The organism is Serinicoccus kebangsaanensis, assembly GCF_008919445.1.
In the GTDB taxonomy this organism is placed as follows: Bacteria; Actinomycetota; Actinomycetes; order Actinomycetales; family Dermatophilaceae; genus Ornithinicoccus; species Ornithinicoccus kebangsaanensis.
This window is the reverse complement of record NZ_VSLG01000004.1, coordinates 139,879-162,909: the sequence shown is the minus strand read 5'-3', so window position 1 is coordinate 162,909 and position 23,031 is coordinate 139,879. Positions and strand designations below refer to the sequence as shown.

The following is a 23,031-nucleotide window of genomic DNA, read 5'->3' as shown; positions in this document are numbered from 1 at the left end:
ACGATGGACGGCGTTGCTCGGAGCCATCCGCAGCAGCATGGTGGGCGTAGCTCAGCAGGTAGAGCATCGCGTTGTGGTCGCGAGGGTCGCGGGTTCAAACCCCGTCGCTCACCCCAGCAGGCCAAGGCCCCGGCACCCCGTGCCGGGGCCTTCGTCATGCGGTCAGGGCTGCTCCGGGGGGTCGGTATGCCTGGCGGCGATCTGCTTCAGCGTGGTCGAGTCGAGCCCCGGCGGCTCGCGGAAGAGCGCCTCGCGGTAGTACCGCAGCTCGGCGATGCTGTCCCGGATGTCGCCCAGGGCGCGGTGGCCGCCGGTCTTGGCGGGGGCCATGTAGTAGGCGCGGGGGTACCACCGCTTGGCCAGCTCCTTGATCGAGGAGACGTCCACGATCCGGTAGTGCAGGTGCGCGTCGAGGTCGGGCATGTCCCGGGCGAGGAACGCCCGGTCGGTGCTCACGGTGTTGCCGCCGAGCGGCGCCTTGCGCGGCTCGGGCACGTGCTGCCGGACGTAGTCCAGCACCAGTCGCTGCGCCTCCTCCAGGGCGATCCCCTGCTCCAGCAGCGGCAGCAGCCCCGACTCGGTGTGCATGGCCCGGACGAAGTCCCCCATCTGCTTCACCGCCTCCGCCGGTGGTCTGATCACGACGTCCACCCCGTCCCCGAGGACGTTCAGCTCGGAGTCGGTGACCAGGCAGGCCACCTCCACGAGTGCGTCGGCCACGGTGTCGAGGCCGGTCATCTCGCAGTCGATCCAGACGATGCGTTCACCACTCACACGACCCAGGGTATGCGCTGGCCTGCGGGTACCCTCTGGCCCATGGTCAACCAGCCGACGCCGCAGAGCTCACCTGTCGGCACCAGCGGCGGCACCGGCACCGACTGGCACCAGGTCATGTCCTTCCAGGCGCCGCAGACCCAGCCGCCCCCGAACGCGACCCGTCGGCCGGCGATCCGGCGCATCGTGCTGTGGAGCGTCGCGGTGACCGCCTTCGGCCTCGCGGCGCTGCTCATGACACTCGTCGTCACCAGCGCGGTCGGGCTCCAGGCCGCCATCCTCGGCATGGTGAGCGCCTCGCTGGCGCTGGGCATCGTCATCCCGTTGTTCATCTGGGTGGACCGGCTGGAGGCCGAGCCGGCCCGCCTGCTGTGGTTCGCGTTCCTCTGGGGGGCGCTCATCTCGACCCTCGGCGCGCTGGTCCTCAACGAGCTCGGCGTCGCCTTCTTCGCCGGGCGGCACGCCGACCCGCTCGTGGTGGGTGCGGTCGTGGTGGCACCGGTCACCGAGGAGTTCTTCAAGGGCCTCGGTGTGCTGCTGATCTTCTGGCTGGCCCGCCGCGAGTTCAACGGTGTCACCGACGGGATCGTGTATGCCGGCATCGTCGCCGCCGGCTTCGCGTTCGTGGAGAACATCATCTACCTGGGCCAGATGTACCTCGACGCGGGACCCCTCGGGCTCGTCGGCATCTTCATCATGCGCTGCCTGGTCAGCCCGTTCGCCCACCCGATGTTCACGGTCTGCACCGGGCTGGCGCTGGGGCTGGTCGCCCACCGCCGACGGGCCGGCTCGGCCTGGGTGGTGCTGGTGGGATTCGCCTGCGCGGTCTTCCTGCACGCCCTGTTCAACTACAGCGCGGTGGCCGCGTCGGAGTACTACCTCTACCTCTTCGGGCTGGTGCAGCTGCCGCTCTTCATCGGCTTCCTGCTGATGATGCGGTGGGCGCGCAACCGGGAGTCCCGCATCCTGCGCGACGTGCTGACGACCTACGGCATGGCCGGGTGGTACACCCCGGCGGAGGTCGCCATGCTGGCCAGCCCCGGCGAGCGCCGCCGCGCCCGGAAGTGGGCCGACGGGGTGGGCGGCAAGGAGGCCGAGCGGGCGATGCAGGCCTTCCAGGACGAGAGCGGGGAGCTGGCGATGGTCCGCAAGCACCTCATCTCCGGTGGCCCGGACGCCCACTGGCAGGCGCGCGAGCGGCGCATCCTGGACGCCGTCACCGCCCACCGGCGGGTCTTCGTCCCCCAGGCCTGAGCACGCCTGTGCCTCACCGTGGGACACAGGCGTCGCCAGAGGCACGCCCGCGCCACGAGGAGAGGCACGAGCGTGGGGGAAGGCTCAGGCGTCCCGAGCCTCGACCTTGGGCTGGCTGATCTCGACGCCGGGCACCGAGAGGTCCTTGAGCGCCTTGGAGACCCCGGCCACCAGGCTGGAGGCCGCGCGCTCCTCCTCGCGGATGTCGTGGGGGGACAGGGAGTCCTCGGGGGTGTCCTGCTCGACCGCCTCGACCAGGGCGTCCTGGTCGGTGATGTCGGCGTCCAGGGTGATGGTGAGGCTGTGCTTGCTCATGGCACCAGACTCGCCGATGACGTCGGCCAGGGCGACCTGGACGTGCACCAGCGGGTCGGGAGGCGGATGCCACCACCGCGCGCCCCCGGCAGGACTCGAACCTGCAACCACCGGATTAGAAGGCCGATGCTCTATCCATTGAGCTACGGGGGCCGTGGGCGCTCAGTCTAGGTGGTGGCTCCTCTAGGATCGGTCGCCATGACCACACCATCGGGGGCGCAGGAGGCGCTGGCGCCGCTGCGGGACCAGATCGACGACGTGGACTCCCAGGTGATGGAGCTGCTGGCGCGTCGGCTCGAGCTGGTGTCGCAGGTGGGCGAGGTCAAGGGCAGGCTCGGCCTGCCGATCTACGACCCTGCGCGGGAGCGGGCGATGATCGCCACCAAGCGCGAGCGGGCCGCCGAGCGGGGCCTGCCGCCGGACCTCGTGGAGGACGTCCTGCGCCGCTGCATGCGCGAGGCATACACCCACGAGAAGAACATGGGTTTCACCCGCCAGGCGCCGGACCTCGGCCCGGTGGTGGTCGTGGGTGGCGCCGGGCGGATGGGCCAGATGTTCGGGAGGATGTTCGCCCTCTCCGGGTATGACGTGCGCGTCGTCGAGCGCGGGGACGCGCCGGAGCAGGTGGAGCAGGCGGTCTCCGGCGCCGGGATGGTGCTCGTGTCGGTGCCCATCCACGACACGGTGGCGACCGTGCGTGCGCTGCCCGACCTGCCGGAGGACTGCCTGCTCGTCGACCTCACCTCCACCAAGCGGGCCGTCATGGCCGCGATGCTGGAGCGGCACCCGGGGCCGGTCCTGGGCCTGCACCCCATGTTCGGTCCCGACGTCGACAGCTTCGCCAAGCAGGTGGTCGCCGCCGTGCCCGGCCGCGACCCGCAGGCCAGCACCTGGTTGCTGGAGCAGATCCGGCTCTGGGGAGCCAAGGTGCACCATGTCGACGCCGACGAGCACGACCACGCGATGGGGCTGATCCAGGCGCTGCGCCACTTCTCGAGCTTCGCCTACGGCTGGCACCTGGCGCACGAGGACCGCGACCTGGACACCCTGCTGGCGCTGTCCTCGCCGATCTACCGGCTGGAGCTGATCATGGTCGGCCGGCTCTTCGCCCAGGACGCGGAGCTCTACTTCGACATCATCACCGGGTCCTCGGACGCGTTGCAGCTGATCGAGCGCTACCACGAGCGCTACGCCCGGGCGATCGAGCTGCTCCGGGCGGGGGACCGGGCGGCCTTCGTGCGCCAGTTCGGCGAGGTCGAGGAGTGGTTCGGCGACCATGCCGAGCGCTTCCTCGCCGAGTCCAAGGCGCTCCTGGCGCACGCCGACGCCTCCCGCACGTAGGCGGTCCGGCGGTTCGTCTTGGAGGACGGCGGGCGGGGGGACACACTAGGGGCCGTGACCAACGACCCCACCGTGCTGCTCGCAGCCGTCGAGAGGCTGCGGGCCAGCGCCGGTGGCGTCGGGCTCCCGCTCGACCTGGAGGGTGTGGACCAGGCGCGCACCGCACGGCGCGAGCTGGAGCAGCAGCTCGACGACTACGTGCTGCCGCGGCTGCGGTCCCTGGACGCCCCGCTGCTGGCGGTCGTGGGCGGGTCCACCGGAGCGGGCAAGTCGACCCTCGTCAACTCGGTGGTGGGCGAGGAGGTCAGCCGGGCCGGCGTCCTGCGCCCGACGACGCGCGCCTCGGTGCTGGTCCACCACCCGGACGACGCCCGCTGGTTCACCGACACCCGGGTCCTTCCCGGGCTGGCGCGCGTGGCGGGCGACGCGGCCGAGGTCGAGGACCCGGGCGCGGTGCGGCTCGTGGCCTCCGCGGCGCTGCCCGCCGGCCTCGCCCTGCTGGACGCCCCGGACATCGACTCGGTCGTGCAGGCCAACCGGCAGCTGTCCAAGCAGCTGCTGTCGGCCGCCGACCTGTGGCTCTTCGTCACCACGGCGGCGCGGTATGCCGACGCCGTCCCGTGGGACCTGCTGCGAGAGGCCAGCGAGCGGGGGACGTCGGTCGCGATCGTGCTCAACCGGGTGCCGCCGGAGGCGATGGAGCAGGTGCGGGTGCACCTCGCCACCATGCTGCGCGAGCAGGGGCTGGGCCAGTCCCCGATCTTCACCGTGCCGGACGTCGACCTCGAGGACGGTCTGATCCCCGGGCGCAGCAGCGAGCGGCTGCGCGGGTGGCTGCACTCGCTGGCGAGCGACTCGCGCGCCCGGTCGGTGGTGATCCGACGCACGCTCGCCGGCACGCTCGGGTCGCTGGACGCCCGCGCGGCTGCGCTCGCCGCGGCAGGTCGGGGCCAGGTGGAGGCGCTGGAGGTGCTGCACGAGGGGCCGGAGCAGGCATACCGGGACGCGCTGGAGTCGGTCGGTGACGGGGTCCAGGACGGGTCGCTGCTGCGCGGGGAGGTGCTCGCCCGCTGGCACGAGCTGGTGGGGACCGGTGAGTTCTTCCGCTCGATCGAGGCAGGCGTCGGGCGGGTGCGCGACCGGCTGACCTCCTTCTTCACCGGCAAGGAGCTGTCGTCCGAGCCGCTGGGCGAGGCGCTGCAGACCGGCGCCGCCGCGCTCATCACCTCGCACGGGCAGGTCGCCGCCAGCACCGCCGCGCGGGCCTGGAAGCAGGCGCCCGGTGGCCGGCGGCTGGTCGAGGAGCACCCACGGCTGAGCAAGGCCACGCCCGACTTCACGGAGAAGGTGGAGCGGCTGATCCGCGACTGGCAGCGGGACATCCTGGAGATGGTCCAGGAGGAGGCCGGGTCGCGGCGGGCGACGGCCCGCTACCTCGCCTTCGGGGTCAACGGGCTCGGGGTGCTGCTGATGGTCGTGGTCTTCAGCGCCACCGCCTTCATCCCCACCGGGGCCGAGGTCGCCGTGGGTGCCGGCTCGGCCGTGCTCGCCCAGCGGCTGCTGGAGGCGGTCTTCGGCGACGAGGCGGTGCGCAAGATGGCGGCCCGGGCCCGGGAGGACCTGATCGCCAAGGTGCAGGCCCTCTACGGCGAGGAGCAGGCCCGGTTCGAGCAGGTGCTGGCGGAGGCGGTCCCCGTGTCCGACGGCCCCCTCCGCGAGCTGGAGTCGGCCGCTGCCGACGTCGAGGAGGCCCGATGATCGGCAGGCGCAAGGCCGCCCCCGAGCAGACCGTCGTCGAGCGCTCGGAGCACCTGGCCCGGGCGCTGGACGTCGGCGGACCCGAGCTGGAGGCGGGCTCGGTGGACGCGGCCCGGCAGGTGCTCGGCCGGGTCGGCGAGCGGTGGGCCATCGCGGGCGGACGCACCGTGGTGGCGCTCGCCGGGGCGACCGGGTCGGGGAAGTCCAGCCTGTTCAACGCGCTGACCGGTGAGGACGTGTCGACGATCAGCCCCCGGAGGCCGACGACCGCCGAGGCGGGAGCGGCGATCTGGGGGGAGGAGGACGCCTCCGAGCTGCTGGACTGGCTCGGGATCACGAACCGGCACCACGTCGCCATGACCGAGGACAACGCCGGGCTGGACGGCCTGGTGCTGGTGGACCTGCCGGACGTCGACTCCCGCGAGCTGCGGCACCGGGTCGAGGCCGACCGGATCCTCGAGCGCGCAGACGTCTTCGTGTGGGTCGCCGACCCGCAGAAGTATGCCGACGCCCGGCTGCACGACGACTACCTGCGTCCGTTGCGGCACCACGACGCGGTCATGCTGGTCGTGCTCAACCAGGTGGACCGGATCCGCGAGGAGGGCGGGGTCGAGCAGGTCGCCGCCGACCTGCGGCGGCTGGTGCAGTCCGACGGGGCGGGGGACCACGAGGTCATCACCACCTCGGCCCGTCTCCAGCAGGGGATCGACACGCTGCGCGACCGCATCGGGGCCGTGGTCGGTGCCCGCAACGCCGCGGAGGCCCGGCTCGTCGCCGACCTGCGGACCAGCGCCGAGCAGGTGCGCGAGCTCGGCGTGGCCGAGCAGACCCCGGAGCTCGGGCAGGAGGCGGACCAGCGGCTGCACCAGGCGCTGAGCGTCGCCTCCGGGGTGCCGGTGGTGCTCGACGCCGTCGATCGCGACTACCGCCGCCGGGCCATGGCGCGCACCGGGTGGCCGTTCACCCGCTGGGTGTCCGGGCTGCGGCCCGACCCGCTGCGCCGGCTCCGGCTGGGCGACGACTCGCCGGGCCCGGCCGGCATCGCGCCGTCGGACGTGCGTGCGGTGCTCGGCCGGTCGTCCCTGCCCAGCCCCACACCCGCCGCGCGCGCCAACGTGCAGCTGGCGACCCGTCAGCTGGGGGAGAAGGTCGGCGGCCCGCTGCCCGGTCGGTGGGCCGACGCGGTGCTGGAGGCTGCCAGCCCGCAGGAGGACACCCTCTCCGACGCGTTGGACCAGGCCGTCGTGGGCGTGCCGTTGCGGACCCGCACGCCGTTCTGGTGGTCGGTCCTGGGTGTGCTGCAGCTGCTCTTCGCGGCGACCGCGGTGGTCGGGCTCGGGTGGCTGGTGGTCCTGGTGGTCCTCGGCTGGCTGCAGCTGCCGGTGGACGCGCCCTTCTGGGGGCCGGTGCCGATCCCGCTCGCCCTCCTCGTGGGCGGCGTCCTCGCCGGGCTGCTGCTGGCCGCGCTGGCCCGGATCGCGGCGGGCGTCGGGGCCGGCCGCCGGCGCCGGCACGTCCAGCAGGTGCTGGACGACGCCATCGACGAGGTGTCCTACCGCCACGTCCGCAAGCCGGTCATGACCGTCCTGGACCGCCACGACACGACGCGCACCCTGCTGGAGCAGGCCGCAGCCTGACCCGGCCGTCCACATCCCCGGCCGCCGCACCGGCGCCGTCCACAGATCCGGGTCCGCGCCTGGCGCCGCCGGAGGGTCCGGCCGATCCTGGTCTCACGCCCCACCGGCCGGTGGGAGCCAGACGTCCAGGAGGGGAACGCACCATGATGAACGAACCCACGATCACCGTGTCCGGCAACCTGACCCGTGACCCGGAGCGCAAGACCAGCAGCACGAGCGGCAAGCCCTTCGCGGTGGTGCCGATCGCGGTGAACCGGCGTCGCTTCGACGCGGCCCAGGACTCGTGGATCACGTCGGACACGATGTATGTCGATCTGCTGTGCTTCCGCAACACCGGGGCCACGGCCCTCGCCAGCTTCCGCAAGGGCGACCCGGTCATCGCCCACGGGCGGCTGTCGTTGCGCGACTGGAAGACCGACTCGGCGGCCGGCACCACGGCCGTCGTCGACGTCGACAGCATCGGTCACGACGTCTCTCGCGGGGTCAGCCGGTTCAGCAAGGGCTGGGTGGGCTACGACGGCGAGCGCATCGACGGGCACGACCCCACACCCCCGAGCGCGCTCAGCGGTGGGCTGGTCGGGGCGGCCGACCAGCGCGCCGCGGGCGGTGTGGGCGGTGTGGGCGGTGACACCGGTGGTGGCACCGGCGGGCAGGTCGCCACCGAGGAGCTCGCTCCCGACGAGGCGGCAGCACAGCAGTCCACGCACGGCGACATCGACGCGGACGCGGACGGCGTCGTCCAGGACGACGAGCAGGCCGACGGGGTGCTGGCCCGGAGCGCCTGAGCGGGGCCGGGGGCGGGCCCGTCACGGCCCGGCGACGGCCGCGAAACGGATTCGTGACCGACGCGCCCGCCCTTATACCCTGACGTCATGGCCGAATTCATCTACACCATGACGCGTGCCCGCAAGGCGCACGGCGACAAGGTGATCCTCGACGACGTGACCATGTCCTTCTACCCGGGCGCCAAGATCGGTGTCGTGGGTCCCAACGGCGCGGGCAAGTCGACGATCCTCAAGATCATGGCCGGCATGGACCAGCCCTCCAACGGCGAGGCCCGGCTGACGCCCGGCTACTCCGTCGGGATCCTGGAGCAGGAGCCGCCGCTCAACGAGGACAAGACGGTGCTCGGCAACGTCGAGGAGGGGCTCGGCGAGATCAAGCGCAAGGTCGACCGGTTCAACGAGATCTCGGAGGAGATGTCCTCCCCGGACGCCGACTACGAGGCGCTGCTGGAGGAGATGGGCAAGCTCCAGGAGGACATCGACCACGCCGACGCGTGGGACCTGGACGCCCAGCTCGACCAGGCGATGGACGCCCTGCGCTGCCCGCCGGGGGACAGCGACGTCACGGTCCTGTCCGGCGGTGAGCGCCGCCGCGTCGCGCTGTGCAAGCTGCTGCTCTCCAAGCCGGACCTGCTGCTCCTCGACGAGCCGACCAACCACCTCGACGCGGAGTCGGTGCAGTGGCTGGAGCAGCACCTCGCGTCCTACCCCGGCGCCGTCCTGGCCGTCACCCACGACCGGTACTTCCTGGACAACGTGGCGCAGTGGATCGCCGAGGTCGACCGTGGCCGGCTCTACCCCTACGAGGGCAACTACTCCACCTACCTGGAGAAGAAGCGTGAGCGGCTGGCGGTCCAGGGCAAGAAGGACGCCAAGCTCGCCAAGCGCCTGGAGAACGAGCTGGAGTGGGTCCGGTCCAACCCCAAGGCCAAGCAGACGAAGAACAAGGCACGCCTGGCCCGCTACGAGGAGATGGCCGCCGAGGCCGAGCGCACCCGCAAGCTCGACTTCGAGGAGATCCAGATCCCGCCGGGCCCCCGCCTGGGGAGCCAGGTCATCGAGGTCAAGGACCTGAAGAAGGGCTTCGGCGACCGGACCCTCATCGACGGGTTGTCGTTCACGCTGCCCCGCAACGGGATCGTGGGCGTCATCGGCCCGAACGGTGTCGGCAAGACGACGCTGTTCAAGACGATCGTGGGACTGGAGGAGCCGGACGCCGGCGACGTCAAGGTCGGCGACACGGTGGAGATCTCCTACGTCGACCAGTCGCGTGGCGGCATCGACGCGGAGAAGTCGCTGTGGGAGGTGGTCTCCGACGGGCTCGACTTCATCCAGGTCGGACAGGTGGAGATCCCCAGCCGGGCCTACGTCAGCCAGTTCGGCTTCAAGGGCCCGGACCAGCAGAAGAAGGCCGGGGTGCTCTCGGGCGGTGAGCGCAACCGTCTCAACCTCGCGCTGACGCTCAAGGAGGGCGGCAACCTGCTCCTCCTCGACGAGCCGACCAACGACCTCGACGTCGAGACCCTCGGCAGCCTCGAGAACGCCCTGCTCAACTTCCCCGGCTGCGCGGTCGTCATCAGCCACGACCGCTGGTTCCTGGACCGCGTCGCGACGCACATCCTGGCCTACGAGGGGACCGACGCCGACCCGGCCAGCTGGTACTGGTTCGAGGGCAACTTCGAGGCCTACGAGGAGAACAAGGTGGAGCGGCTGGGAGCCGATGCCGCCCGCCCGCACCGCGTCACCTACCGCAAGCTGACCCGCGACTGAGGGGACCGAGGACCTCGGCGAGCAGCCCGACGTGCCGCGCCGTTCCCGCCCCCAGCCCCCGTTGCCCCCGCGTGACGGGCTGGGGGCGGCCCGCGTCCGGATGCCGGTGGACGGCAGCTGGTCGACGGTCCGTGACTTCCTGGTCGCCAGGACCGGCGACCCGGACGGTGTCGACGCGCGCATCGCCTTGGGAGAGGTCCTCCTGCCCGACCGGACACCGGTGGCGGCGGCCACCGCATACCGCCCGGGCGGCGTCGTCCATCTCTACCGCGACCTCCCGCCCGAGCACGAGGTCCCCTTCGCCGTCGAGGTCATCGCACGCGACGACCGGACCGGGCTGCTCGTGGTCGACAAGCCGCCCTTCCTGGCCACGACGCCACGAGGCGGGCACGTGGCCGAGACCGTGCTCGTGCGGCTGCGGCGCGAGCTGGACCTGCCCGAGCTGGCGCCCGTGCACCGGCTGGACCGGCTGACCAGCGGGGTGCTGCTCCTGACCACCCGGCGCGAGGCCCGCTCGGCCTACCAGCGACTGGTCCAGGACGGCGGCGTGGCCAAGGTCTACGAGGCGCTCGCTCCCGCTCAGGCCGACCTCGACCTGCCGGTCACCGTGCGCAACCGCATCGTGAAGAAGCGCGGGGAGCTGCAGGCGCGGGCCGTCCCTGGTGAGCCCAACGCCGTCACCCGGGTGGAACGGCTCGGGAGCAGCGGCACCGCGGGCCGCTACCGGCTGGTCCCCTCGACCGGCCGCACCCACCAGCTCCGGGTGCACCTGGCCGGCCTCGGCATCCCGATCCAGGGAGACCCGCTCTACCCGCGCGTGCTGCCCGTCTCGCCGGGCGACTTCACGACGCCGATGCAGCTGCTCGCCGCCCGGGTCGACTTCGTGGACCCGGTCAGTGGCGAGCCGCGCACCTTCACCTCCCGGCGGACGCTACCGATCTCCGGCGCCGTGGGCTCAGCCTGACCGCGCCCGGAGCATCCCCAGCAGCGGGGAGCCGGCGCCGATCAGGAAGCCGAGGTCGTACCAGTTGCCGGCGCGGTCGGCGTCGTAGAAGGGGAACTGCTCCCAGGCCCCGAAGATGTGTGCGATCAGCACCACCCACGCGGTCAGTCCGTTCCACATGCCCCACAGCAGGTCGCTCCACCACATCGCCGCCGGTCCTCTCGCTCGTCACGGGTGGACGGCCCCGCCACGGGGGCACGTCCCTGGCTCCATGGTGCACCGTCCACCTGTGCCCCAGGTGGACGCCGTCGGCCGGTGGGGTGGGCGCCGCGCCCGGGTCGCCGGCTGCCAGACTCTCGGTATGACTGCGGCGCAGGACCCGGGCGAGGACGTACCCATCGGCGACTACGCCGTGGTCGGCGACATGCGGACGGCGGCGCTCGTCTCGCCCGAGGGCAGCGTGGACTGGCTGTGCCTGCCCCGGTTCGACTCGCCGTCGGTCTTCGCCTCGCTGCTCGGCACGGAGCAGGACGGTCGCTGGCTGGTGCGGGTGACCGGCGGCGAGGTCGAGTCACGCGACTACGTCGAGGGCACCTTCGTGTTCCGCACCACCTGGCGGGGCCCCGAGGGCCGCGCCGAGATCCTCACCTTCATGCCGCACTCGGACGGCCGGTCCGACATGGTGCGACTGGTGCGCTGCACCGAGGGACGGGTCGAGATCGAGCACGAGCTGATCATGCGCTTCGAGTACGCCACGCTGCGGCCCTGGGTGCACCGGACCACGGTCACGCACGACGGCGAGTCGGTGGAGGTGCTCACCGCCGTGGGTGGCCCCTCCCGGCTGATCCTGCACGGGCCGCTGCCCGAGCCCGTGCCCGAGGACGACGCCCACCGCGGTCGGCATACCCTCACCGCGGGCGAGGAGCTGGCCTGGGTGCTCACCGGGCAGGCGTCGTGGAAGCCGCTGCCGAGCCCGATCGACGTGCCGGCGGTGCTCGAGGAGACCGTCGCGGACTGGCGGCGCTGGAGCGGGCAGATCCACGCGACCGGACCGTGGGCGCGGCAGGTGACCCGCTCGCTCACCGTGCTCCGGGCGCTCACCCACATCGACACCGGTGGCATCGTGGCCGCGGCCACGACCTCGCTGCCCGAGGATCCGGGCGGGGAGCGCAACTGGGACTACCGCTACACCTGGCTGCGGGACTCCGCGCTGACGCTGCAGGCGATGGTGCTGCACGGGCTCGACGGAGGGGCGAAGGCGTGGCGCGACTGGTTGCTGCGCGCGATCGCCGGCCACGCGAACCAGGTGCGCATCATGTACGGCCTCGCCGGGGAGCGTGACCTGACCGAGCGCGAGCTGCCGCACCTGCGGGGGTATGCCGACTCCCGGCCGGTGCGGATCGGCAACGGCGCCGCGTCGCAGTACCAGACCGACGTCGTCGGCGAGGTCATGCTCGCCCTGGCCGACCTGCGCCACGCCGGGATCGACGAGGATGACTACACCTGGGGGATCCAGAAGCTCCTGCTCAGCACCCAGGCCGACCGGCTGGACGAGCCGGGCCACGGCATCTGGGAGATGCGCGGGGACACCCACTTCTTCACCCACGGTCGGGTCATGGCGTGGGCCGCCTTCGACCAGGGGGTCCGCGCCGTGGAGGAGCACGACCTGTCCGGCGACGTCGACCGCTGGCGGGAGCTGCGCGACCGGTTGCGGACCGAGATCGAGGAGCGCGGCGTGGGGCCGGACGGCGCCTTCCGCCAGACCTACGACGCCGGCGAGGTGGACGCCTCGCTGCTGCAGATCCCGCACACCGGCTTCTGCGACCACGACGACCCGCGGATGCTGGCGACCGTCCGTCGGCTGGAGGAGGAGCTCGTCGACGACCACGGCTTCCTGCACCGCTACCGCATGGACGAGCGGGGCAACATGGACGGGCTCGAGGGTGCCGAGGCGCCGTTCCTCATCTGCACCTTCTGGTTGGTGGAGCAGTATGCCCGCACCGGCCGGGTGCAGGACGCAGAACGACTGATGCACGCCTGCGTGGACGCCGGTGCCCCGCTCGACCTGCTGGCCGAGGAGTACGACCCCGCATCCGGTCAGATGCTGGGCAACTACCCCCAGGCGTTCAGCCACCTCGGGCTGGTGCGGGCGGCGGACGCGATCGCGCAGGTGCGGGGAGACTCGGGCTGAGGCATACCGTGCGGCCGGTCGACGCAGACCGTGCGGTCGGTCGACGCAAAGCGTGCGGTCGGTCGACGCAAAGCGTGCGGCCGGTCGGAGAAGGGGGCGGAACGGCGGCGGGCCCGCCCCTCCTGGTGAGGAGGGACGGGCCCGTCGGTCGATCGCCCCGGGCGCAGGCCCGGGGCGATCCGTGGGTCACGGGGTCTGGACCGTGACCAGGGTGTAGTCGAGCTCCTCCGTGCCGTCGCTGTAGCCGATGGCACCGAGGTAGCGCGTGGCGGCCTCCAGACCCGACCAGGTCGCCGTGAGCGTCAGCGGGACACCCGCGGTCACCGGGGTCGGCGACGGGGTGACGGTGAGGTTGCCCTCGTCCGCGGACGGCATGTAGACGTTCAGCGGCCCCGAGGCCGTGGCACCTGCCGCGCCGTCCCAGTAGTCGATCGCCACCAGGTAGTCGCCCGGCTCGGGCGCCGTGACCGTGACCGCCTCGTCGGAGCCACCGGCGGCACTCTGCTCGAGCACGTTGCCGGCACCGTCAGCGAGGTAGAGGTCCAGGTCCAGCGGAGTGGGGGTCCACTCGTCCTCCCAGACCTCGACCCTCACTGCCGTCGTGCCCTCGGGCACGGTGATCGGCACGATCAGGTCCGCGATGCCCGCGCCACCACTCGGACCGTCCGAGGTGACCTCGACGTCGGTCGAGTCCGCCGGCACGAGGCCGTGGGGGAGCGAGCTGAGGTTGCCGGTGAAGCCCGGCGTGACCTCCATGGACTCCGAGCCCTCCGCGCCCTCGACCACGATCTCGTCGGGGGCACCGATGGCGACCGGCTGGATGGCGAGCGGGCTGCGCACCGCTGCACCGGCACCGGTCCAGGTGAGCGCACCGAAGGTCCACTCGTTCAGCGGCGCGTCCTCGGTCGTGAAGGTGACCGTGTAGGTCGCCTCGCCGCCCGACGGGACCGTGATGGTCGACGGCTCCACCACGACGTCCAGACCCGGAGGAGCCTCGACCTCGGCGGTGAAGGTGCCACCGGCCCCGGTCGCGTCGGTGACCGTGCGGGTCACCGTCTGCGTGCCACCCAGGTCACCGATGGCGATGCTCGGGTAGTTCAGGTCGCTCGGGTCGGTCGTGCCGACCTGGTCGCAGATCGGGCCTCCGCCGACCAGCTGGAGCTGCCCGATCGCGCAGGCGTAGGCATACCAGTCGACGATGTCGGAGTCGTAGACCAGCGGCGTGTCGTACGCCGTGGCCGGCTCCACCTCACCCGACCCGTAGTGCAACGGGCTGGCCGGCGCACCGCCGTAGGTGATGAGCTCGCCCTCGCTGTTGGTCGGGTCGGCCGTGGTCATCATGGACGACTTGACCGCCATCGGACCCCACTCGGGGTTGTCCTGCATCATCAGCGCGGCCAGGCCGGCGATGTGCGGCGCGGACATCGACGTGCCGGAGTAGCTGTCGAAGTCGGTCGTGTCGCCCGCGTAACCGGCCGGGGAGACCGCCGCGATGACATCCACACCCGGGGCGGTGATGTCCGGCTTGAGCAGGTCCCCGCCACCGGCGATCGCCGGGCCGTAGGAGCTGAAGCCCGCCATCTCCGGGACCACGATCTCGCCGCCCTCACCGGACGCCGAGATCGAGGCGACCGGCGCCGGGTCCGAGGACTCGTAGGCCTTGATCGCGTCGCCCGCGGTGCCGTTGACGTGGATCGAGGGCACCGAGTGGAAGTCGGCGTTGAGCGACTCGTCGTCGGTGACATTGGCCAGGATCATGCCGATCCCACCGGCGTCGGCCACGGTCGCGCTCTTCTCCACCCGGGCGTTCGTGCCGCGGGTGCAGATGACGATGTGGTCGGCCGCGGCGGCCGGGTCGAGCGAGTCCGGCAGGCAGAGCAGCGCGTCGGCGGCGTCCACCCCGGCGGCCGGGATGTCCTCGGAGTCGATCAGCGGCGCCGGACCGACGGCCTCGCCGACACCGACCCCGTCGTAGCGGTCGCCCTCGACGTTGAGGCTGTCCTCCAGCTGGCCCTCGACATCCTCGTTCAGCGCGGCCTCACCCCCCAGGATGAAGGCCATCCCGGGCTCGACGCCGACGATCGTCTCGAGGACTGCCTCGGGCACCCCGTCGGGCTCGCTGAGCATGACCGGGACCTGCTGGTAGCCCGCGAGCGCGGAGGCGGCCAGCGCGTCCGGGTAGTCCTCACCCGTGGCGACGTGCACCAGGGGTGCCGGGTTCTCCCCGCTGTAGCCGAACTGCTCGGCGATGGCCACCGAGGTCTCGTACCGGGTGGGCCCGGACAGGCGGGAGGTGGCCCCGAGCTCCTCGAAGACCTCCTGGCTCACCGCGGCGGAGCCACCGAGGATGTGGACCTCGGGGTCACCCATCGTGGACAGGGCCTCGGACACGGTGTCCAGCACCCGGTCGGGACGGGTCAGCAGCACCGGCACACCCTCGCTGCCGGCGAGAGCCGATCCGGAGAGCGCGTCGGGGAAGTCCTCGCCGCTGGCGACGTAGACGTGGTCCACCTCGCCGTACTGCTCGGCGATCAGCGCCGCGGTCTCGTAGCGCGTGGGACCCGAGATGCGGGTCACCTCGCCGTAGGGGGCCAGGGCCTCCTCGACGTCCTCGGACACCGCGGCCTCACCACCCACGATGACGATGTTGGCGGGGTCGATCGCCTCCAGCGCCTCAGCGGTCGCCGAGGGCAGGCTGTTCACCCGGGTGAGGAGCACCGGAGCCGGTTCCCCGTCTGGGGTGATGGCCGGCTGCTCCAGTCCCTGGGTCGGGACCAGGCCCTGCGACGCGGCGGCGCCACCGGACAGCGCGTCGGCGAACTGGTCGCCGGTCGCGATGTAGACCGTCTCGACGCCCTCGGGGTAGGCCAGCGCGACCTGCGCGGCGGTGCCGTAGCGGTCGGTGCCGTAGATCCGGTCCACGACGTCCGACCCGCCGACGTCGACGTACTTGGTGGTGTTCCGGTCGTGCGTCGACGCGGCGACCGTCATCACCCAGGGGGAGTTGTGCGCCACCGAGCCCGCGCCCACGGTGTCGCCGGAGTTGCCGGCGGACGCGGAGACGAAGACGCCGGCGTTCGCGGCGTCCAGGAAGGCCAGCTCGTCAGCGGTCACGACGTACTGCGAGGAACCGGAGACGGAGTAGTTGATGACGTCGACACCGTCGGCGACGGCGTCGTCGATCGCGGCGACGAGGCCGTCGCTGGTGCCGGACCCGCCCCCGTCCTCGGTCTCCCACAGCGCCTTGTAGAACGCCAGGTGGGCCGCGGGCGCCATGCCGCTGCCGCTGCCCATGTCGGTCCCGAAGACGCTCATCTGGACGTCGACGTTGCCGGCGGAGGTGCCGCCGACGTGGCTGCCGTGCCCGTTGGTGTCCCGGGGAGAGTCGAAGTCGTAGGAGATGTCGTTGCCCTCGGCGTAGTACCGGGCGCCGATGACCTTGCTGTTGCAGCTGACGTTGTCGGCCGGGTCGGCCTCGTTGCCCGCCACGCACTCACCGTTCCAGGTGGCCGGAGGAGCCGGGTTGCCCGGGAGGTCGGCGAAGCTCGGGTTCTCCGGCCAGAACCCGGAGTCGATGATGCCGACGACCATGCCGGTGCCGGCGTTCGCGTCGCCGCCGAACTGCGTGTCCCAGACGCCGCCCTCACCGCGCATACCGAGGTAGTCGGGGGTCGAGACGGTGTCGGCGTAGCGGATCTCGTTCTCCCAGACGGCCGCCACCGCAGGGTTCTTGCGGAGCGCGGACACCTGGTTGCCGGTCAGCTCGGCGGAGAAGCCGTTGAAGGCGGTGGTGTAGGTGTAGGTCGTGTCGGCCCGGTCCAGGTCCACGGAGCCGAGGACCGAGTTCTGCTGCCGCTCGAGGTAGGAGGTGTACTCCTCCGCCGCGGCAGAGGTGGAGTCCAGCTTGGCGCCCTCGGACGGCTTGGTCGCAGGGATCCCGTCCACGCCGCCGTCGTAGGCGGCGAGGGAGTCCTCCGCGAGCATCACGATGTAGGAGCCGTCCTCGTTGACCGTCAGCTCTGGTGCCGCCCATGCGTTGGGCACGACCAGGGCCAGCGGTGCGACGAGCGACCCCGCGCCGACGAGCGCCAGCAGGCGCGTCCTCCGGCGTGCAGGTGTCTGGTGCACAGTCTGTCCTTTGGTTGGAACGTCGGGGACGTCGCCGCTGGACGGCACCTCACCTTCGAGGCGCCGCGTGGTCCCAGGGAGACCTTCGAAGTATCGCCGCACCGGCCGAGGGTGTCCACCGGTCGGGCTCCCTGAGGATGCCGCCGTGACCTAATCGTTATCCAATCTCACCACGTCAGGACGTCCTGCCGCAGGTCCTCCCGCCGACGTCCGGGGCGCCCCGCCTCAGGACTTGAGCCGCACCATCCCCTCCTGGCCGACCGTGGCCAGGAGCGTCCCGTCGGACGCGAACATGTGCCCGAGGCCCAGCCCGCGTCCGCTGCTCGCCGAGGGGGAGGACTGCGTGTAGAGCACCCACTCGTCGACCCGCGCCGGGCGGTGGAACCACATCGAGTGGTCCAGGCTGGCCGGCCGCAGCCGCGGGTCGCCCCACCCGATGCCGTGCCGCCGCAGGATCGGCTCCAGGAGCACGTAGTCCGAGGCGTAGGCCAGGATCGCCGCGTGCAGGAGCGGGTCCGCGGGCAGGTCGCGGGCGATGCGCAGCCACACCGACTGCTCGTCCGGCCCGGGCGCGGTGGGGCCGAGCAGGAGCGGCTCCACGTGGCGCAGCTCCACCGGTCGGCGGCGTGCCGTCTCCTGCGCGACCGGGTGCTGCACCTGCTCCAGGATCTCCCGGTCCGAGCGCAGCCCGTCGGGGCCGGGGACCTCGGGCATACCGATCTGGTGCTCGAGCCCGTCCGAGCGCTCCTGGAAGGACATGATGATCGACATCAGGATGCGCCCGTCCTGGACCGCGTGCACCCGGCGGGCGCTGAAGCTGCGTCCGTCGCGCATCCGCTCCACGAGGAAGCGCAGCGGCCGGTTCGCGTCCCCCGGACGCAGGAAGTAGCCGTGCATCGAGTGGATGGGCCGGGGCAGCGGCTCGGCGTCCGTCCCGTCCTCCACCGGTTCGACGGTGCGGCCGGCGGCGACGAGGCACTGGGCGAGCACCTGGCCGCCGAAGACGCGGCCGTGCGGCATCGGCTGGCTGCGGCCGAGGAAGACGTCGCCCTGCGAGTCGGCCAGGTCCTCACCCACACCCTCGGGCGAGGCGACGCGGATGGTGGTCGAACCCTCGCGGCTCAGGTCGAGCACGTCGAGCAGGTCGTCGATCGGGTAGTCCGGCGATGCGTCCGTCACGAGGACGCAGCCTAGTGACTCACTCGATCTGCGCCGACGTCGCCCACAGGTCCACGCCGTCGGGGCTGACCGAGAGCCGGTCGATCTCGGCGATCTCCTCGTCGGTGAAGTCGGTGCGGTGGGCCGCGGCGAGGTTCTCCTCCAGCTGCCCGACGCTGGAGACGCCGATGAGCGTGGACGTCACGCCTCCGGGGCGGATCGCCCAGGACAACGCCATCTGGGCCAGGCTCTGACCCCGGCGCTCGGCGACGCCGGCCAGCCCGCGCAGCCGCTCCAGGTTCTCCTCGGTCAGCAGCCCCTCGTCGAAGGAGGGTCGCGCCATCGAGCGCTCGGCCTTGCCGTCGCCGAGGTAGGTGCTGGTCAGGAGGCCCTGCGCGAGCGCGGTGAAACCGATCGACCCGAGACCGTTGCCCTGCAGCACCTCGAAGAGCCCGTCCTCGGGCCACCGGTTCAGCAAGCTGTAGGCCGGTTGGTGGATCACCAGCGGGGTCCCCAGCTCCCGCGCGACGGCGACCGCCTCCGCGGTGCGCTCCGGGGAGTAGGAGGAGATCCCGGCATACAGCGCCTTGCCCTGGCGGACCGCCGTGTCCAGCGCGCCGATGGTCTCGGCGACGGGGGTGTCCTCGTCGGCCCGGTGCGAGTAGAAGATGTCGACGGCCTCGACGCTCATCCGGCGCAGCGACTCCTCCAGGCTGGCCAGGAGGTACTTCCGCGAGCCGAGCATGCCGTACGGCCCGGGCCACATGTCCCACCCGGCCTTGGTCGACAGCACCAGCTCGTGCCGGTAGGGCGCGAAGTCGGTGCGCATCATCCGCCCGAAGTTCTCCTCCGCGGAGCCGTACGGCGGGCCGTAGTTGTTGGCCAGGTCGAAGTGCGTGATGCCCTCGTCGAAGGCGCGCCGGAGGATCTCCCGCTGGGTGTCGAACGGGCGGTTGTCGCCGAAGTTGTACCAGAGGCCGAGCGACAGCGGCGGCAGCAGCAGCCCGCTCGCCCCCACCCGGCGGTACTCCAGCTTCTGGTGCCGGTCGGCCGCGGCCACATAGGGCCGGTGCGTGTCCGGCACGTCCTGCGCGTAGTAGGCATCGCTCATGGGGGTCACGCTACGCGGCGCGGCTCCCAGGCGCGTGCCAGTGTTTCCCGGCACCATCACGGGTATGCCCCCAGCTGCTCCGCGTCGACGGCGCGGGACTCCTCTGGCCAGGGTCGGCGTGGTGGTGGCGGTCCTCGCGGTGCTCGTGCTCGCCTGGCGCCCGGTGACCGGCTGGGTGGAGCGGGTCGCGGCGCCGTGCTCGGTCGTCGTGGGCGGGGAGCGGGTCGCGCTGGAGGTCGAGCAGGCGCGGGCGGCGGTGACGCTGGCCGCGCCAGGAGACCCGGCCGGCGGCCAGGCAGCCGGGGGCGAGGGCATACCGGTCGGCGTGGTCGACGCGATCCGTGGGGCGCGGCAGGACGCCGCGCTGACCTGCCGGACCCCGAGCCCGGAGGTGCCGGTCGAGGAGCTGACGGGCACCGGGCTGACCCCGCGGGCGCAGGACGTGCTGGACGAGCTGGGGCGGACCTTCGGGGACCTGCCCACCGGTGGGTATGCCCCGGGCGGGGTCGACTCCGGCCACGGCGAGGAGTCCGCGCACTACGACGGGCGGGCGGTCGACGTCTTCGTCCGCCCGGTGAGCGAGGCCAACCGGGACCGGGGGTGGCTGGTCGCGCAGTGGCTGGTGGCGCACGCCGAGGAGCTCTCGGTGCAGTACGTCATCTTCGACGACCACTACTGGGGCGTGCGCGAGTCGGGCCGCGGCTGGCAGACCTACCGCGCGCCGGGCGGCTCGGTCGACCCGGTCCTGCGCCACCTCGACCACGTGCACGTCGACGTCGTGCGCGGCGCGTCGGCCTAGGCCACACCGCCCTGGTGGCGCGTGGTCAGTCCCGGTGGCGCATGAACAAGGACGGGCCGCACGGAGCAGGGAAAAGTCCCTGCTCCGTGGCGGGCTTCCTTGCTCATCCGCGCGGGTCCACCACGACGACGTCGAGCGTGCGCGGGCCGTGCACTCCCTCGACCCGGTCCAGCTCGATGTCGCTGGTCGCGCTCGGGCCGCTGATCCAGGTGAGCGGCCGGGACGGCTCGAGCAGGGCCACCGCGTCGGGCACGTCGTGCACCACCTGGTCCGCGCGGATGACGCAGACGTGCTGGTCCGGCACCAGGGTGAGGGCCCGTCGGCCCTGGTCCGGGGTGTGGTCCAGGACGATCGTCCCGGTGGTGGCGATGCCGACCCGGGCGGCGGTCACCACCGCGTCCACGCCGTCCAGCTCGTCCGCGCTCAGGCGCTCGCCGTCGGCGCCCGCGTCCCGGCGCAGCGTCAGCCCGGCCGTCTGCGCGGCCGCCACCCAGGAGGCGTCCAGCCCGTCCGGCACCAGCACGGTGTGCGCGCGGCCGCGGGCCAGGGCCGCCGCCACCTCGGCCCCGACCTGGTCGGGGGAGCACCGGATCACGGTGGCCCGGTAGTCGGCGACGTGGTCCACGAAGAGGTCGAGCGTCTCGACGTCCGACGCCGACGTCGCCGCGATCGTCGGCACCTCGCCCCGCGCACCGGGGCCGGTCGGCACGTCCGCCGTCGCGGCGCGCAGCCGGGCCAGGATCTCCTCGCGGGCGCTCACCCGTCCCCCTCGGTATGCCCGTCCTCGCCGTGTGTGCGGGCCCACCACTGGCGGAAGGTCTCCGGCGGCGGTGTGGGCAGGTCGCGGGCCTGGGTCCAGGCGCCGAGTCCGGGCACCGACCGCACGGTCCGGTCCCCGATCAGCCGGCTGCCCAGGGTGGCGGCGCGCTGGGCAGCTTCCAGCCGCCGGTGGTCGCGGAACATCCAGGAGGCCGCCTTCATCGACGCCGCCTCGGGCGAGCGGCCCGAGGCCTCGTCGACCACCTGGGTGCGCAGGTGGACGAGCAGCGAGGGGATGTCGATCCGCACCGGGCAGGCCTCGAAGCAGGCGCCGCAGAGGCTGCTGGCATACGGCAGGCTCTTGTCCACGTCGGAGGAGGCGCCGCGCAGCTGCGGGTTGAGGACGGCGCCGATCGGCCCGGGGTAGACCGACCCGTAGGCGTGGCCGCCGGCGCGTTCGTAGACCGGGCACACGTTGAGGCAGGCCGAGCAGCGGATGCAGCGCAGCGCCTCGCGGCCCACCTCGTCGGCCAGCACGTGGCTGCGGCCGTTGTCGAGCAGCACCACGTGCACCTCCTGCGGGCCGTCGCCAGGGGTGATCCCGCTCCACATGGAGGTGTAGGGGTTCATCCGCTCGCCGGTGCTGGAGCGGGGGAGCAGCTGCAGCATGGTGCCCAGGTCGGCGAAGGTCGGGAGCACCTTCTCCACACCCACCACGGAGATGAGGGTCTCGGGCAGGGTCAGGCACATCCGGCCGTTGCCCTCGGACTCGACGACGACGAGGGTGCCGGTGTCGGCGATCGCGAAGTTGGCCCCGGACACGGCGACCTTCGCGCGGAGGAACTTCTCCCGCAGGTGCAGCCGCGCCGCCTCGGCCAGCCGGGCGGGGTCGTCGCTCAGGTCCTCGGGCGCGGCCCGCCCGACGCCGCCCATCTCGCGCAGGAAGATCTCCCGGATCTCCGCCCGGTTGCGGTGGATCGCCGGCACCAGGATGTGGCTCGGCCGGTCCTGCCCGAGCTGCACGATCAGCTCGGCGAGGTCGGTCTCCCAGGCCGCGATCCCCGCCGCCTCCAGGGCCTCGTTCAGCTCGATCTCCTGGGTGGCCATCGACTTGACCTTGACCACCTCGTCGGTGTCCTTGGCCCGGGCGATGTCGATGACGATCCGGCCCGCCTCCGCGGCGTCGCGCGCCCAGTGCACGACGGCACCGTTGTCGGTGAGCGAGGCCTCCAGCTGCTCGAGGTAGTCGGGCAGGTGGTGCAGCGCCTCGTCCTTGGCCTCGGCGCCCGCGACCCGCAGCGCCTCCCACTGCTCCACCTCACCGACGACCTGGGCGCGCTTGGCGCGGATGGTCGCGGTCGCGTGCGCGAGGTTGCGCCGCTGCTGGGTGTCGCCCAGGGCCTCCCGCGCCGCCCGCTGGAAGGAAGGCATACCGAGGAAGGTGGAGGAGGTCTGCTGGACGGGTATGCCGCTCACGCCGGGTCCTCCTCGGTCGCCGCGAGCACCTGCGCCAGGTGCACCGTGCGCACGCCGGACCGCTGCCGGCCGAGCACCCCGCCGATGTGCGCGAGGCAGGAGTTGTCCCCGGCGACGAGGACCTCCGCACCGGTGTCGCGCACGTGCCGCGCCTTGTCCGCCCCCATGGCGATCGAGGTGTCCGCGTTCTTCATCGCGAAGGTGCCGCCGAAGCCGCAGCACTCGGACGCCTCGGGCAGGTCGACCAGGTCGATCCCCCGGACCTCGCGCAGCAGCCGCAGCGGCTTGTCGCCCACGCCGAGCATGCGCAGGCTGTGGCAGGTCGGGTGGTAGGTGACGCGGTGCGGGAAGTAGGCCCCGACGTCGGTCACGCCCAGCACGTCGACGAGGAACTCGGAGAGCTCGCGCACCCGGGGCGCCCGCTCCTCCACCTCACGCTCCAGCCCGGTGTCACCGGCACGCCGGGCCAGCATCACGTGCTGCTCCCGGACCGACCCGACGCAGGAGCCGCTGGGGGCGACCACGTGGTCGTAGGCGTCGAAGACGTCGACGAACCGGCGCACCAGGGGAGTGGCGGCATCGGCATACCCCGTGTTGGTGAACATCTGCCCGCAGCAGGTCTGCTCGCGCGGGAACACCACGTGGCACCCCAGCCGCTCGAGCAGGGTGACCGTGGCGCGCGGCGCCTCGGGCCACATCGTGTCGTTGAAGCAGGTGGCGAAGAGCGCGACCGTGACCCCGGTGCCCGGCCGCGCGCCGACGTCGGTGGTGGTCATCGTTCTCCTCGGTCCGGTGACGGGATGCGTCGTGCTCACGCTACGCGCCCCCGCGC

Annotated in this window: 18 protein-coding genes and 2 tRNA genes; 10 read left to right on the top strand and 10 right to left on the bottom strand. The window is 72.5% G+C overall.

The window, feature by feature from the left end; genetic code table 11:
• Positions 1-40 precede the first annotated feature (40 nt).
• Positions 41-116, top strand: a tRNA-His gene (locus FXF60_RS06455).
• A gap of 46 nt (positions 117-162) precedes the next feature.
• Here FXF60_RS06455 and orn read toward each other — a convergent pair.
• The gene (gene orn, locus FXF60_RS06450; protein WP_151524683.1) at positions 163-774 is read right to left on the bottom strand and encodes an oligoribonuclease; all 612 of its coding nucleotides are present in this window, start codon (positions 772-774) and stop codon (positions 163-165) included.
• Positions 775-816: 42 nt separating this feature from the next.
• On the opposite strand from orn, the gene FXF60_RS06445 reads away from it, so the two are divergent.
• The gene (locus FXF60_RS06445; protein WP_192796632.1) at positions 817-2,028 is read left to right on the top strand and encodes a PrsW family intramembrane metalloprotease; all 1,212 of its coding nucleotides are present in this window, start codon (positions 817-819) and stop codon (positions 2,026-2,028) included.
• Positions 2,029-2,112: 84 nt separating this feature from the next.
• Here FXF60_RS06445 and FXF60_RS06440 read toward each other — a convergent pair whose 3' ends face one another.
• Together FXF60_RS06440 and FXF60_RS06435 are read right to left on the bottom strand one after the other, a co-directional pair.
• Complete coding sequence (locus tag FXF60_RS06440; RefSeq protein WP_151524680.1) at positions 2,113-2,343, bottom strand: hypothetical protein; 231 nt, start codon at positions 2,341-2,343, stop codon at positions 2,113-2,115.
• A gap of 80 nt (positions 2,344-2,423) precedes the next feature.
• Positions 2,424-2,496 (bottom strand) — tRNA-Arg (locus FXF60_RS06435).
• A gap of 45 nt (positions 2,497-2,541) precedes the next feature.
• On the opposite strand from FXF60_RS06435, the gene tyrA reads away from it, so the two are divergent.
• The 6 genes from tyrA (at position 2,542) to FXF60_RS06405 (ending at position 10,598) form a co-directional block, all read left to right on the top strand.
• Entirely contained in the window at positions 2,542-3,684 is a 1,143-nt protein-coding gene (gene tyrA / locus FXF60_RS06430) for a bifunctional chorismate mutase/prephenate dehydrogenase (RefSeq protein ID WP_151524678.1), read from the top strand.
• A 54-nt stretch (positions 3,685-3,738) separates the two neighbouring features.
• Positions 3,739-5,442, top strand: a complete 1,704-nt coding sequence (locus tag FXF60_RS06425) for a dynamin family protein (protein WP_151524676.1) — start codon at positions 3,739-3,741, stop codon at positions 5,440-5,442.
• A complete protein-coding gene (locus FXF60_RS06420) occupies positions 5,439-7,079 on the top strand; it encodes a YfjP family GTPase (RefSeq protein ID WP_151524674.1) in 1,641 nt (546 codons plus the stop codon). Before FXF60_RS06425 ends, FXF60_RS06420 begins: the two co-directional genes overlap by 4 nt.
• A gap of 143 nt (positions 7,080-7,222) precedes the next feature.
• Complete coding sequence (locus tag FXF60_RS06415; RefSeq protein WP_151524672.1) at positions 7,223-7,864, top strand: single-stranded DNA-binding protein; 642 nt, start codon at positions 7,223-7,225, stop codon at positions 7,862-7,864.
• A gap of 87 nt (positions 7,865-7,951) precedes the next feature.
• Positions 7,952-9,634: an energy-dependent translational throttle protein EttA gene (gene ettA / locus FXF60_RS06410; protein ID WP_151524670.1), complete on the top strand. Its 1,683-nt coding sequence runs from the start codon at positions 7,952-7,954 to the stop codon at positions 9,632-9,634.
• 31 nt (positions 9,635-9,665) lie between these two features.
• Positions 9,666-10,598, top strand: coding sequence for a pseudouridine synthase (locus FXF60_RS06405; protein WP_151524668.1), 933 nt, complete (start codon positions 9,666-9,668; stop codon positions 10,596-10,598).
• On the opposite strand, the gene FXF60_RS06400 is transcribed toward FXF60_RS06405, so the two are convergent.
• The gene (locus FXF60_RS06400; protein WP_151524666.1) at positions 10,590-10,784 is read right to left on the bottom strand and encodes a hypothetical protein; all 195 of its coding nucleotides are present in this window, start codon (positions 10,782-10,784) and stop codon (positions 10,590-10,592) included. The genes FXF60_RS06405 and FXF60_RS06400 overlap by 9 nt on opposite strands.
• Positions 10,785-10,938: 154 nt before the next feature.
• Between FXF60_RS06400 and FXF60_RS06395 the strand changes: the two genes are divergently transcribed.
• Positions 10,939-12,768, top strand: a complete 1,830-nt coding sequence (locus FXF60_RS06395) for a glycoside hydrolase family 15 protein (RefSeq protein ID WP_151524664.1) — start codon at positions 10,939-10,941, stop codon at positions 12,766-12,768.
• Between the two features lie 186 nt (positions 12,769-12,954).
• On the opposite strand, the gene FXF60_RS06390 is transcribed toward FXF60_RS06395, so the two are convergent.
• The 3 genes from FXF60_RS06390 to FXF60_RS06380 all read right to left on the bottom strand — a co-directional run bounded on the left by FXF60_RS06390 (position 12,955) and on the right by FXF60_RS06380 (position 19,165).
• Positions 12,955-16,896 (bottom strand): cell wall-binding repeat-containing protein, encoded by a 3,942-nt coding sequence (locus tag FXF60_RS06390; RefSeq protein WP_151524662.1) that lies wholly within the window; start codon positions 16,894-16,896, stop codon positions 12,955-12,957.
• A gap of 225 nt (positions 16,897-17,121) precedes the next feature.
• The gene (locus tag FXF60_RS06385) at positions 17,122-18,075 is read right to left on the bottom strand and encodes an acyl-CoA thioesterase (RefSeq protein WP_151524660.1); all 954 of its coding nucleotides are present in this window, start codon (positions 18,073-18,075) and stop codon (positions 17,122-17,124) included.
• Positions 18,076-18,094: 19 nt separating this feature from the next.
• Positions 18,095-19,165, bottom strand: coding sequence for an aldo/keto reductase (locus tag FXF60_RS06380; RefSeq protein WP_151524659.1), 1,071 nt, complete (start codon positions 19,163-19,165; stop codon positions 18,095-18,097).
• Positions 19,166-19,229: 64 nt separating this feature from the next.
• Between FXF60_RS06380 and FXF60_RS06375 the strand changes: the two genes are divergently transcribed.
• Positions 19,230-19,964: a VldE C-terminal domain-containing protein gene (locus FXF60_RS06375; RefSeq protein WP_151524657.1), complete on the top strand. Its 735-nt coding sequence runs from the start codon at positions 19,230-19,232 to the stop codon at positions 19,962-19,964.
• Positions 19,965-20,067: 103 nt separating this feature from the next.
• On the opposite strand, the gene FXF60_RS06370 is transcribed toward FXF60_RS06375, so the two are convergent.
• Genes FXF60_RS06370 through FXF60_RS06360 form a run of 3 tightly spaced genes read right to left on the bottom strand, consistent with a single transcriptional unit; the run spans position 20,068 to position 22,975 of the window.
• Entirely contained in the window at positions 20,068-20,724 is a 657-nt protein-coding gene (locus tag FXF60_RS06370) for a LutC/YkgG family protein (protein WP_151524655.1), read from the bottom strand.
• Positions 20,721-22,199 (bottom strand): LutB/LldF family L-lactate oxidation iron-sulfur protein, encoded by a 1,479-nt coding sequence (locus FXF60_RS06365; protein ID WP_437440852.1) that lies wholly within the window; start codon positions 22,197-22,199, stop codon positions 20,721-20,723. The genes FXF60_RS06370 and FXF60_RS06365 overlap by 4 nt, the downstream gene beginning before the upstream one ends.
• The gene (locus FXF60_RS06360) at positions 22,196-22,975 is read right to left on the bottom strand and encodes a (Fe-S)-binding protein (protein WP_151524653.1); all 780 of its coding nucleotides are present in this window, start codon (positions 22,973-22,975) and stop codon (positions 22,196-22,198) included. The genes FXF60_RS06365 and FXF60_RS06360 overlap by 4 nt, the downstream gene beginning before the upstream one ends.
• Between the last annotated feature and the right edge of the window lie 56 nt (positions 22,976-23,031).